The sequence below is a fragment of the Flavobacterium sp. 11 genome (assembly GCF_002754315.1).
In the GTDB taxonomy this organism is placed as follows: Bacteria; Bacteroidota; Bacteroidia; order Flavobacteriales; family Flavobacteriaceae; genus Flavobacterium; species Flavobacterium algoritolerans.
The window spans coordinates 453,570-467,059 of record NZ_PEFE01000001.1 but is presented as its reverse complement, the minus strand read 5'-3'; the positions used below and the strand labels follow the sequence as shown (position 1 = coordinate 467,059).

The window sequence follows — 13,490 nt, the reverse complement described above, 5'->3', positions numbered from 1 at the left end:
TTAAAATGCTTTCAAAAAAAACAAAATACGGAATCAAAGCATTGACCTTTTTGGCACGCCAGAAAGATCAAACACCGATACAAATTGCTGAAATAGCGAAGAGTGAACATATTTCGATTAAGTTTTTGGAAAGTATTTTACTACTGTTACGCCATTCTGGTTTTTTAGGAGCCAAAAAAGGAAAGGGCGGAGGCTATTATCTGATAAAAGACCCTAAGGAAATAAATATGGCCCATGTCTATCGCATCCTTGAAGGGCCAATTGCATTACTTCCTTGTGCCAGCCACAATTTTTATGAGCCATGTGACGACTGTACGGATGAGGCCACTTGTGCAGTTCGTAAACTAATGACAGAAGTTCGCGACAATACGCTTATGATATTGGAAAACAATACACTGGCTGATATTGCATTTTAGACAATAAATCACAAAAAAATTTTTGTAGTTAAGTTAAAAGTTTTACTTTTGCACAGTAATCTAGTATTCCGATAGGGTAATGGATTTAAATAATAAAAAACAGTTGAATTATAAAAGCATGAACAAAGAATTGAAACAGGTTAATGTCAATGTAAAATCGGGAAATACTTTCGCGGAGCGTTTATGGGTTGTAATTCCTGTTGTTTTGCTGATAGGGTTGTTTTCGACATTAGTGTACAATCATTATGCTGAGTTTTCTTGGAATGGTTTTTTGGCTGGTTTTAATCAGGAATTTTTAATCTTTTTCTGTATCGGGATATTTGCGCAATTAGTGGATGGAACTTTAGGAATGGGTTATGGAGCAACTTCTACTTCTTTTTTATTGGCGTATGGAATTCCGCCCGCAATCAGCAGTACAGGAGTTCACGTTGCTGAAATGTTTACTACTGGAGCTTCAGCGATTTCTCATCATCGATTTGGGAATATCAATAAAAAGCTAGTGAGACATTTGTTAATTCCGGGTGTTTTAGGTTCTATTGCCGGTGCTTATTTACTGTCGGATGTGATTGACGGAGATGCAATTAAGCCATTTATAGCCGTGTATATGATTGCGCTGGCCATTATAATTATTAGAAAAGCATTGAAAAAAAATATCATTAAAAAGAAAACTAAAAAATTAGGTGTTTTGGCTTCTTTTGGAGGTTTTATGGATGCTGTCGGTGGTGGCGGATGGGGACCAATTGTGACTTCAACTTTACTTGGAAACGGTAGAAATCCCAGATATACTATCGGTTCTGTAAATGCAGCCGAGTTTGCAGTAGCTTTTGCCAGTGGTGTAACATTTATGCTTTTTGGAGGAATACAAGGATGGCAAGTGATTATAGGGTTGATTTTAGGTGGTGTGATTGCCGCTCCAATTGCCGCTATTTTAGTCAATAAAATAAAGAGAAAACCTATGATGATTTTGGTAGGGATTTTAATTATTGTTTTGAGTTTAAAAACACTGTCTAAATTATTATAAATAGAAACGAAATTATGAGCATAGCAATAACCAATACTTTATTAGATAAAACAAAGGATTTTTCACTTGAAGAAACACTTTCGTTTTTAGCTAATGAATTCAAAGATAAAGTGGTTTTCTCTACTTCTTTTGGGCAGGAAGATCAAGTGATTACGGCTTTGATTGGTCAAAATGATTTACCAATTACCATTTTTACATTGGACACAGGGAGATTATTTCAAGAGACGTATGACGTTTTTCATAAGACATTGAAAAAGTATAAAAAGGAAATTAAAGTTTATTTTCCGGAAGCTTCTGAAGTTCAAAATTTGTTAAATCAAAAAGGACCAAATAGCTTTTACGAATCGGTGGAGAATAGAAAAGAATGTTGTTTCATTCGAAAAGTAGCACCGTTGACTAAAGCTTTAAAAGGAAATGTAATTTGGATTACCGGTTTGAGAGCCGAGCAATCAGAAAATAGAAATGATTTGGCAGCTTTTGAATATGATGCTCATTTCAATATCATAAAATTCAATCCATTATTAAAATGGACTTTGAAAGAAGTAGAGGATTATTTAGAAAAAAATAATGTGCCACAAAACGCTTTACATAAAAAAGGGTTTGTAAGCATTGGTTGTGCGCCTTGTACAAGAGCTATAGCCGAAGGCGAGGATATCAGAGCAGGAAGATGGTCATGGGAATCAAGTCATAAAGAATGTGGTTTGCACCAAAAATAAAAAGTTTAATCGTTTATCTGTTTGGTCGTTTAACCGAATAAACAAATAAACAAATTACCAAATAATAATGAGTACCATATTAAAAACAAACGCTTTAGAAAGCGAAGCGATATACATATTTAGAGAAGTGATTTCTCAATTTGACAAGCCGGTTTTACTTTTCTCTGGAGGAAAAGATTCGATTACATTGGTGCGTTTAGCACAAAAAGCATTTTTTCCTGCAAAAATTCCTTTTCCATTGTTGCACGTAGATACTGGACACAATTTTCCGGAAACAATTGAATTTAGAGACAAATTAGTTGCTGAATTAGGATTGGAATTAATCGTTCGTAATGTTCAGGATGCTATTGACGAAGGTAAAGTGGTGGAAGAATCAGGAAAATATTCCAGCAGAAACAGTTTGCAAACGACTACACTTTTGGATGCAATCGAAGAATTCAAATTTGATGCTTGTATTGGTGGTGCGCGTCGTGATGAAGAAAAAGCAAGAGCTAAAGAACGTATTTTTTCTGTTCGTGATGATTTTGGTCAATGGGATGAGAAAAACCAACGTCCGGAATTATTTGATATTCTGAACGGAAAAATTGAAAATGGTCAAAACGTTCGTGTTTTCCCAATTTCTAACTGGACTGAACTAGATGTGTGGAGTTATATTGAGCAAGAGCAAATCGAAATCCCATCTATTTACTTTTCACATAAACGTAAAGTATTCTTGAGAGATGGTATGATTTGGTCACATTCTCCATTTGTATACCAAGAAGAAGATGAAGAAATTGAAGAAAGAATTGTTCGTTTTAGAACCGTTGGAGATATGAGCTGTACCGCCGCTGTTGATTCTTACGCAGCAACAATTCAAGAAGTAGTAGGCGAAATCAGATCTTCGACTATTTCAGAAAGAGGAGCCAGAATTGATGACAAACGTTCTGAAGCCGCGATGGAAAAAAGAAAACAACAAGGATACTTTTAGAAAACAATTATAAGGTATGAATTATAAATTATGAATTGTTCCGAGACATTTAAAATTTATAATTCAACATTTAAAATAAAAAAATCAAATTTAGAAGTTTACATAAGGTGTTTTGAAAACCTTAAACTTTTAAACTTCAAACAAAAAACAAGGAATGGAAGTTTTAAAAATAGCAACAGCAGGAAGTGTAGATGACGGAAAGAGTACCTTAATCGGGAGATTATTATACGATACAAAATCGTTGACTACAGATAAGATTGAAGCAATAGAAAAAAGCAGCAAGCAAAAAGGATATGATTATCTTGATTTTTCTTTGGCTACCGATGGTTTGGTTGCTGAGAGAGAACAAGGAATCACGATTGATGTGGCTCATATTTATTTTTCGACAGCCAAGAAAAGTTACATTATTGCCGATACTCCGGGTCACGTAGAATATACACGAAACATGGTTACGGGGGCTTCGACTTCGCAGGTTTCGATCATTTTGATTGATGCTCGTAAAGGAGTTATTGAGCAAACGTACAGACACTTTTTTATTAATAATTTATTGAGAGTAAAAGAAGTGATTGTTGCGGTAAACAAAATGGATTTGGTTGATTATTCGGAAGAAGTCTACAATAAAATCAAAGCTGATTTTCAGGCATTGAACAGCAAAAGTTCATTCAAAGAGCAAAACGTAAGTTACATACCGTTGAGTGCTATCAATGGAGGAAATGTAGCTGATAAATCAGAGAATATGCCTTGGTATACTGGACAAACGGTTTTGGAACACTTAGAAGCTTTAGAGCCAGAAGATATTTTTGAAACAGGAAAAGCACGTTTCCCGGTTCAAACGGTTATCAGACCAAAAACGGAAGAGTATCATGATTTTAGAGGATATGCCGGAAAATTATACGGAAACAATATTAAAGTGGGTGATGCGGTAACGGTTCTTCCTTCTTTGACAGAATCTAAAGTGACTAATATTCACTTTTTCTATCAGCAATTTGATGAAGCGACAGCAGGTTCTTCGATTACTTTAGAATTGGAAAATGATATCAATGTGACAAGAGGCGACATGATTGTAAAATCGGATGAGTTGCCTAAAATCGAAAAAGATATCAATACAACGATTTGTTGGATGGACAGCAAAAAGTTAGTTCCAGGAACAAAATATTTGGTACAACACAATACCAACAGAGTTTTGGCAAAAATTGAAAGCGTGAAAAACGTAATCGCTACAGATTATTCTGGAGTTACACCAGCGACTCAATTGGCTATAAATGAAATAGGCGAAGTAAATATTAAATTAAGCAAAGCTTTGTATTTTGATGCCTATAATGACAACAAATCAAACGGCGCTTTTATTTTAATTGATGCTGCAACCAACACAACTGCTGGAGTTGGATTTATAAACTAAATCTAACTTTTGCCAAAAACAACACACAGATGGAAAGTTTTAGAACCGAAATAGAAAATCCGATTGTCCAAAAAGACATTATCGATTTAGAAAGAAAAATTGCTTTATTCCGTGACGGAAAAATTGATGACGAACGTTTTCGTAGCCTTCGTTTGGCGAGAGGAGTTTATGGTCAGCGTCAGGAAGGCGTACAAATGATTCGTATCAAATTGCCTTTTGGTAAAGTGACCAGCGAACAATTGTTGCGAATTACTAAAGTTTCTGATGAATATTCAACAGGACGTTTGCACATTACAACGCGTCAGGATATCCAGATTCACTATGTAAGTTTGGATAGAACACCACAACTTTGGGCTGAATTAGAGAAAGATGATGTTACACTTCGTGAAGCTTGTGGAAACACCGTGAGAAATATTACGGCTAGTGAAACGGCAGGAATCGATGGAGAAGAACCTTTTGATGTGTCGCCTTATGCGCACGCATTGTTTCAGTTTTTCTTGAGAAACCCAGTTTGTCAAGAGATGGGACGTAAATTCAAAATGTCATTTTCGTCTTCAGATAAAGATACAGGATTGAGTTATTTGCATGATTTAGGATTTATTCCAAAAATTGTAAACGGCGAAAGAGGCTTCAAAGTAATGTTAGGTGGAGGATTAGGTTCACAACCAAGTCATGCCGAATTACTTTCTGAATTTATTCCGGTAAACCAAATTATCCCAACAACTGAAGGTGTTTTAAGAATTTTTGACCGCTATGGCGAAAGAGCAAAACGTTTAAAAGCACGTATGAAATTCCTAATCAAAGATTTGGGAAGAGACGAGTTTTTACGATTGGTGGAAGAAGAGAAAAAAGCCTTGTCTTACCAAACAGTTGAAATCGATACAACTGCTTTTGATGGTGAAATTCCAGCTCCTTTATTGGAAGTTCCAAAAGTAGTAATCGAAGATGCAGCTGCTTTCGAAGCTTGGAAAAAATCAAATGTAATCGCGCAAAAACAAGCTGGTTATGTAGCGATTGGAATCAAAGTTTTATTAGGTGATTTTTATACGGATAAAGCAAGAGCATTGGCAGAATTAGTTAAAAATTATGCGGCTAATGAATTGCGTTTTTCTTTGAGACAAGATATTTTAATTCGTCACGTAAAAGAAGAAAATTTACCTTTTTTCTACCAAGAATTAGCCAAATTAGATTTTGTGGCTTTAGGTTACAATACCATTTCAGATATTACAGCTTGTCCGGGAACAGATACATGTAATTTAGGAATTGCAAGCAGTACCGGAATCGCAGTAGAACTGGAAAGAGTTTTAGAAACAGAATATCCACAATACAGCAACAATAAGGAAATCACGATTAAAATCAGTGGTTGTATGAATGCGTGTGGACAACACAATATGGCCGAAATTGGTTTTCAGGGAATGTCTATCAATTCCGGAAAATTAGTGGCACCAGCATTACAAGTGTTATTAGGCGGAGGAAATTTAGGAAACGGAAACGGAAGATTTTCTGATAAAGTAATCAAAATTCCAAGCCGAAGAGGACCTGATGCATTGCGTTTCATCTTAAATGATTTTGAAACAAACGGAAACGGACAGTCATTTTTGAATTATTATGATGCCAAAGGTGAGAAATACTTCTACGAGTTTTTGAAACCATTAGCCGATTTGACTAATCTTACCGAAGCTGATTTTGTAGATTGGGGTAATGCTGATAACTACGTGAAAGCAGTTGGAGTAGGAGAATGTGCTGGTGTAGTAATTGATTTAGTAGCTACTTTAATATTAGAAGCCAAAGACAAAATGACTTTCGCACAAGAAGCTTTTGATGAAGGAAAATGGGCTGATGCGATTTATTTAGCGTATGCCGGATTTGTAAATGGAGCTAAAGCATTATTGCTTGCTGAAAACCAAAAAACAAATCACCATGCAGGAATTATCGATTTGTTTGACGCGGTTTTCATCGAAAGCAATAAAATTGAGTTGAATTCAACGTTCAAAGATTTAGTATACCAAATCAGAGCGAATGAGCCTTCTGCGGAATTTGCACAAAAATACATTCAAGAAGGAGTTGCCTTTTTTGAAAACATAGAAAAATACAGAGCAAAAGATTTAGCTAATGCATAATACAATACAACCAAAAATAACTTTAGTAGGCGCTGGTCCTGGCGATCCGGATTTGCTTACTCTGAAAGGAGTAAAAGCTCTTGCTGAAGCGAATGTGGTTTTGTATGATGCGCTGGCCAATGATGAAATAATGATTCATGCGCCAAAAAATGCCATAAAAATATTTGTGGGTAAACGAAAAGGTTGCCATGAATATACGCAAGACCAAATCAATCAGTTGATTGTTGATAATGCGCTTACGTACGGAAATGTCGTTCGATTAAAAGGTGGAGATCCATTTATTTTTGGTCGTGGAAGCGAAGAAATAGAATTCGCAGAAAGTTTTGGAATCCCTACATTTGTAGTACCCGGAATTTCATCTTCGATTGCAGTTCCCGCTTACCAAGGAATTTCTTTGACAAAAAGAGGCGTTTCAGAAAGTTTTTGGGTAATTACAGGTACAACTTCTGATAGGAATTTGTCTAATGATGTTGCATTAGCAGCGCAATCGTTAGCAACTGTTGTGATTTTGATGGGAATGAGCAAATTATCACAAATTGTTTCTTTGTTCCAAAAAGAATCCAAAGGAGAAACTCCCGTTGCGATTATTCAAAACGGAACTACTCCACAGGAAAAAATTGGAGTTGGAACGATTGACACAATTCAAGTAGTTGTAGCTGAGAATAAATTAAGTTCGCCAGCAATAATTGTTATTGGCGAAGTGGTTAAAGAAAGTAATAAGTTGAAAGGATTTTACGAAGAATTTCTATCAAACGAAATACGATTATAATGGAAAGAAATGAATTATATCCTGTTTTTTTAAAACTACAAAACCTGAACGTGTTGATTGTAGGTGGAGGAAACGTGGGTTTAGAAAAATTATCTTTCATGTTGAAATCAAGTCCGAATGCAAATGTTGAGGTAGTTGCACCAAGGTTTTTGCCAGAACTGGAAGAATTGGTCGAAAGACATCCTTCGGTGAAATTGACTAAAGCCAAGTTCAAGAAAAAAATGTTGAAGAAACGACACATGGTGATTGCTTGTACCGATGATTTAAAAGTCAATAAACGAGTATTTGATTTGTCTCGAAAAAGATATTTGATTTGCAATATTGCTGATACACCAGATTTGTGTGATTATTATTTGGGCGGAATTGTAACCAAAGGAAATGTAAAAATCGCTATTTCAACTAATGGAAAATCACCGACAACTGCCAAAAGATTACGGGAGTTTTTCGAAGAAATAATTCCAGACGATATCAATAAAATGGTCGAAAACCTGAATGAATATCGCAAGACACTAAAAGGAAATTTCGAAGAAAAAGTACAAAAGATGAACGAAATCACCGAAGCATTAAAAAATAAAGAATAAAAACAGCACAAAATAGCGAATGATATTTATCATTGAAAGTAGTAAAAATCAATCGTTAATTTGCAATTAAATAGTTTAGCACAATTACATTACATAAAGAATAAAAAAATGATTAAAACAGACATACTTATAATAGGAGCCGGACCAACAGGTTTATTTGCAGTTTTTGAAGCAGGATTGTTAAAACTGAAATGTCATATTTTAGATGCTTTGCCACAAGCAGGCGGACAATTATCTGAATTATATCCAAAAAAACCTATTTATGATATTCCAGGTTTTCCGGAAGTATTAGCCGGAGATTTAGTAGATAATTTAATGGAACAAATCAAGCAATTCGAACCAGGATTCACACTGGGAGAACGTGCAGAAACCATTGAAAAACAAGAAGACGGAAGTTTTATTGTGACTTCAAATAAAGGAAAAAAATTCCATGCTCCTGTGGTAGCAATTGCAGGTGGTTTAGGAAGTTTTGAACCAAGAAAACCATTGATTGAAGACATCGAATTTTACGAGGATAAAGGAATTAAATACTTTATTAAAAACCCGGAAAAATTCAGAGACAAAAGAGTCGTGATTGCCGGAGGAGGAGATTCTGCTTTGGACTGGAGTATTTTCTTGTCGAATGTTGCTTCTGAGGTAACTTTGATTCACCGTAGAAACGAATTCAGAGGCGCTTTAGATTCTGTAGAAAAAGTACAGGAATTGAAGAACTCAGGGAAAATAAAAATGATTACGCCTGCAGAAGTAGTTGGTTTAAACGGAGCGGAACATTTAGAGTCAATTGATATTGAGGAAAATGGCGCACATAGAACCATTGCGACGGATTATTTTATTCCACTTTTTGGATTAACACCAAAATTAGGCCCTATCGGAGACTGGGGATTGGACATTGAAAAAAATGCCATCAAAGTAAATAATGCTTTGGATTACCAAACGAACATTCCAGGGATTTTTGCCATTGGTGACGTAAATACCTATCCGGGAAAACTGAAATTGATTCTTTGTGGTTTCCACGAAGCCACATTAATGTGTCAGGCAGCCTACCAAATCATCAATCCAGGTAAGAAATATGTATTGAAATACACTACAGTTTCTGGTGTTGACGGATTTGACGGAACTCGTAAAGAAGCTCCAAAAGCCGTGGTGAAAGCCATAGTTTAACAACATAATACAAACTAGTTAAAAAATATAGCGCTAATACTTGCAAGTATTAGCGCTATGTCTTTACTTTGCACTGTTCATATATTTATTGAAAGTTATCACGAAAGGCGGAGGGAAAGACCCAATGAAACCTTAGCAACCCTTTATCTTTAAAGAAGGTGCTACATTCTACTTTATACAGAACCAGTTTCAGTATTTAAGATAGATAACACACAAATACTCACTTAGTATTTCTCAAACCCTTTCTTGACAACATATCGATATTTAGCTTACTGAATTTATTTCAGTATCAGGAGCGAACAATTGGCGTTTTTTGCTAATACCGTTCCCGCTTTCGTTGCAATCTTTCTCACCCTGAAACAAGTTCAGGACGAGAAAGGATTTTCACTGCAAACGTAGTTCATCGAACTCCTATGAAAATAGTAATTAAGTGAGGTAATCGGGGCTAAAGAGCTAATATATTGAACTTTTGTAATTAATAATAAGCGCTTAATACTATAATGTTTTGCGAGAATAAAACAAAAGATGTCAACAATTCAAGAAGCTATTAAAAAAAACATACTCATACTCGATGGAGCTATGGGAACCATGTTGCAACGCTACAATTTTTCCGAAGAAGATTTTCGAGGAGAACGTTTCAAAGATTTTCCACATTCCTTAAAAGGGAACAACGATTTATTGTCATTAACGCAACCACAAGCGATTCGTGCCGTTCACGCAGCTTATTTTGAAGCAGGAGCGGATATTGTTGAAACCAATACTTTTTCTGGAACTACTATCGGAATGGCCGATTACCATCTGGAAGATTTGGTATACGAACTCAACTATGAATCAGCAAGAATCGCCCGTGAAGTAGCCGATGAATTCACAGCCAAAAATCCAGGTAAACCTCGTTTTGTAGCCGGTTCAATAGGACCAACAAACAGAACGGCCAGCATGTCACCAGATGTTAATGATCCGGGATACAGAGCGGTAACTTTTGATGATTTACGTATTGCTTACAAACAACAAGTAGAAGCGTTGATTGATGGAGGAAGTGATTTGCTTTTGGTAGAAACCATCTTCGACACGTTAAATGCAAAAGCAGCACTTTTCGCTATTGAAGAAGTCAAAGACGAACGTAATATTGATATTCCAATCATGGTTTCCGGAACGATTACGGATGCATCAGGAAGAACACTTTCGGGTCAAACCGTAGAAGCTTTTTTGGTTTCGGTTTCGCACATTCCATTATTGAGCGTAGGTTTCAATTGTGCTTTGGGTGCTGATTTGCTGAAACCATATCTACAAACTTTGGCGCATAATACGTCATTCAATGTTTCGGCACATCCTAATGCGGGATTACCAAATGCATTTGGTGAGTACGATGAAACGCCAGAACAGATGCAAGCTTTCATCAAAGAATATTTAGACGACAATTTAGTAAATATCATAGGCGGTTGTTGCGGAACAACGCCAGAGCACATCAAGTTGATTGCTGATATCGCAAAGGAGTATAAACCTAGAGTATCAACAGCGACAATGTAACGTAGAGACGCGATGTATCGCGTCTGAATTATAGCCAGGAATTCTTTGTAATTATTGATTTTAGGGCAAAAAAAAATAAAAAATGGCACAAGCAGAAACTAGAAAAAACCTTGTATTATCGGGATTAGAGCCTTTAATCATTACGCCGGACAGCGTATTTGTGAATATTGGTGAGCGTACGAATGTTACAGGTTCTAGAAAATTCCTTCGATTAATCAAGGAGGAAAAATACGAAGAAGCACTTAGCATTGCAAAAGAACAAGTAGAAGGTGGCGCACAAATCATCGATATTAATATGGATGAAGGAATGCTCGATGGCGAATATGCTATGACAAAATTCCTAAATCTAATCGCTGCGGAACCTGATATTTCCAGAGTGCCAATCATGATTGACAGCTCGAAATGGGATATTATTGAAGCAGGATTAAAAGTAGTGCAAGGAAAGAGTGTTGTGAATTCTATTTCTTTGAAAGAAGGGGAAGAACAATTTATTCATCATGCTAAATTGATTAAACGCTACGGCGCTGCAGCAATTATTATGGCTTTTGATGAGGTGGGTCAAGCAGATAATTACGAGCGAAGAGTTGAAATTTGCCAACGTTCGTATGATATTTTGGTAAACAAAGTTGGATTTCCTGCACAAGACATCATTTTCGATTTGAATATATTTCCTGTTGCAACAGGAATGGAAGAACACCGCTTAAACGCATTGGATTTCTTTAGAGGAACAAAATGGGTTAGAGAGAATCTTCCACATGCGCATATTAGTGGTGGTGTAAGTAATGTTTCTTTCTCGTTTAGAGGAAATGACACGGTTCGTGAAGCGATGCACTCGGTATTTTTATATCATGCAATTCAAAATGGTATGACGATGGGAATCGTGAATCCAGAAATGCTTTCTATTTACGATGAAATTCCAAAAGATTTATTAGAACACGTTGAAGATGTAATCTTGAACAGACGCGATGATGCCACGGAAAGATTGTTGGACTTTGCCGAGAATGTAAAAGGAGATGTAAAGAGCAATGAAAAAACAGTTCAAGAATGGCGTTCGGGAACTATTCAGGAACGATTGACGCATTCGCTAGTAAAAGGAGTCGATGAATTTATAGAAATCGATGTTGAAGAAGCCAGACTTGCAGCAACAAAACCTATCGAAGTAATTGAAATAAACCTAATGGCAGGAATGAATGTCGTTGGAGATTTATTTGGGTCGGGTAAAATGTTTTTGCCACAAGTGGTAAAATCTGCTCGTGTAATGAAGAAAGCGGTAGCTTATTTATTACCATTCATTGAAGCCGAAAAAGATGGTGTTTCAAGTTTTGCAGGTCGTATATTAATGGCGACTGTAAAAGGCGATGTACACGATATTGGTAAAAATATTGTTTCGGTTGTTTTGGCTTGTAACAATTATGAGATTATTGATTTAGGTGTGATGGTTGCGCCTGAGAAAATTATCGCGGCAGCTATAGAACACAATGTTGATATTATTGGATTAAGCGGATTGATAACACCTTCGCTTGATGAAATGGTGTATTTGGCTAAAGAATTAGACAAAAGAAACATAAAAATTCCAGTTATGATTGGTGGAGCAACCACTTCGCGCGCGCATACTGCCGTGAAAATTGCACCACAGTATAGAGAAACGGTTATTCACGTAAATGATGCTTCGAGAGCCGTAACGGTTGCCGGAAATTTATTGAACAGTGAGAAAAAAATATATGCAAGTGACATCAGAGCAGAATATGATGCTTTTAGAGAGACGTTTTTGAACCGTTCGCGTGACAAAAATTTCTTGACTATTGAGCAAGCTCGTGTCAATAAACTGAAATTGGAATGGGAAAATTACAACCCAATGAAGCCTAATTTTATTGGAACAAAAACAATCGAAGTCGATTTGGATGTTTTGGTTCCGTATATTGACTGGACACCGTTTTTTAGAACATGGGAATTGTTTGGGAAATATCCAGCGATTTTAACGGATACTGTTGTTGGAGAACAAGCTACTTCGGTTTTTGCGGATGCCAAAGAAATGTTGGACGTTATTTTGAAAGAAAAGAAACTGACAGCCAAAGGAATCTACGGAATTTTTCCAGCGAATCAAGTGAATGATGATGACATCGAATTGAGCGACGAAAGTGGAAAAGTATTAGAGAAATTCTTGACTTTGCGTCAGCAATCACAAAAAACGAAAGGTGCTCCAAATATCGCTTTATCTGATTTTATTGCTCCAAAAGACAGCGGTAAAAAGGATTATATGGGAGCATTTTGTGTAACAACCGGTTTTGGTGTGGATGAATGGGCGGCTGAATTCGAAAAAGATTTAGACGATTATAATTCGATTATGGTGAAAGCATTGGCGGATCGTTTTGCAGAAGCTTTTGCAGAATATTTACACGAAAAAATCCGTAAAGAGATTTGGGGTTACGCTGCTGATGAAAATTTATCTACCGAGGCTATGATTGAAGAGGTTTATAAAGGAATTCGTCCAGCACCGGGTTATCCGGCTTGTCCCGACCATTTAGAAAAACCAACGATTTGGAAATTACTAAATGTAGAACAAGAAATTGGAGTGACTTTAACAGAAAGTATGGCGATGTGGCCGGCTTCATCGGTTTCTGGATATTATTTTGGAAATCCGGAAAGTAGGTATTTTGGACTTGGAAAAATAAAAGAAGACCAAGTTATTGATTATGCCAAACGAAGAAGCGTATCGACAGAAGTTGCCATGAAATGGCTGAACCCAAATATAGCAGATTAGAAAATAGTTTAAAGTTGAAATTTTGTTTAAAGTTTAAAGTTTAAAGTTGTTC

Annotated in this window: 11 protein-coding genes and 1 riboswitch; all 11 genes read left to right on the top strand. The window is 36.2% G+C overall.

Annotation, left to right across the window (positions count from 1 at the left end; genetic code table 11):
• Positions 1-5: 5 nt before the first annotated feature.
• A complete protein-coding gene (locus CLV00_RS02070) occupies positions 6-416 on the top strand; it encodes an Rrf2 family transcriptional regulator (RefSeq protein ID WP_099713589.1) in 411 nt (136 codons plus the stop codon).
• A 118-nt stretch (positions 417-534) separates the two neighbouring features.
• On the top strand, positions 535-1,437 hold the full coding sequence (locus tag CLV00_RS02065; RefSeq protein WP_099716196.1) for a sulfite exporter TauE/SafE family protein: 903 nt from the start codon (positions 535-537) through the stop codon (positions 1,435-1,437).
• Between the two features lie 14 nt (positions 1,438-1,451).
• Positions 1,452-2,153: a phosphoadenylyl-sulfate reductase gene (locus CLV00_RS02060; protein ID WP_099713588.1), complete on the top strand. Its 702-nt coding sequence runs from the start codon at positions 1,452-1,454 to the stop codon at positions 2,151-2,153.
• A 67-nt stretch (positions 2,154-2,220) separates the two neighbouring features.
• Complete coding sequence (cysD, locus tag CLV00_RS02055; RefSeq protein ID WP_099713587.1) at positions 2,221-3,120, top strand: sulfate adenylyltransferase subunit CysD; 900 nt, start codon at positions 2,221-2,223, stop codon at positions 3,118-3,120.
• Between the two features lie 154 nt (positions 3,121-3,274).
• A complete protein-coding gene (locus CLV00_RS02050) occupies positions 3,275-4,519 on the top strand; it encodes a sulfate adenylyltransferase subunit 1 (RefSeq protein WP_099713586.1) in 1,245 nt (414 codons plus the stop codon).
• Between the two features lie 29 nt (positions 4,520-4,548).
• Complete coding sequence (locus CLV00_RS02045) at positions 4,549-6,639, top strand: HEPN domain-containing protein (protein ID WP_099713585.1); 2,091 nt, start codon at positions 4,549-4,551, stop codon at positions 6,637-6,639.
• Positions 6,632-7,408 carry a uroporphyrinogen-III C-methyltransferase gene (gene cobA, locus CLV00_RS02040; RefSeq protein WP_099713584.1) on the top strand — a complete coding sequence of 259 codons (777 nt, stop codon included), beginning with the start codon at positions 6,632-6,634 and terminating at the stop codon, positions 7,406-7,408. Before CLV00_RS02045 ends, cobA begins: the two co-directional genes overlap by 8 nt.
• Positions 7,408-7,989, top strand: a complete 582-nt coding sequence (locus tag CLV00_RS02035; protein WP_099713583.1) for a bifunctional precorrin-2 dehydrogenase/sirohydrochlorin ferrochelatase — start codon at positions 7,408-7,410, stop codon at positions 7,987-7,989. Before cobA ends, CLV00_RS02035 begins: the two co-directional genes overlap by 1 nt.
• A gap of 108 nt (positions 7,990-8,097) precedes the next feature.
• Positions 8,098-9,150, top strand: coding sequence for an NAD(P)/FAD-dependent oxidoreductase (locus CLV00_RS02030; protein WP_099713582.1), 1,053 nt, complete (start codon positions 8,098-8,100; stop codon positions 9,148-9,150).
• 92 nt (positions 9,151-9,242) lie between these two features.
• Positions 9,243-9,362, top strand: a riboswitch (SAM riboswitch).
• A gap of 313 nt (positions 9,363-9,675) precedes the next feature.
• On the top strand, positions 9,676-10,677 hold the full coding sequence (locus CLV00_RS02025) for a homocysteine S-methyltransferase family protein (RefSeq protein WP_099713581.1): 1,002 nt from the start codon (positions 9,676-9,678) through the stop codon (positions 10,675-10,677).
• Between the two features lie 82 nt (positions 10,678-10,759).
• A complete protein-coding gene (gene metH / locus CLV00_RS02020; RefSeq protein WP_099713580.1) occupies positions 10,760-13,438 on the top strand; it encodes a methionine synthase in 2,679 nt (892 codons plus the stop codon).
• The last annotated feature ends 52 nt before the right edge of the window (positions 13,439-13,490 follow it).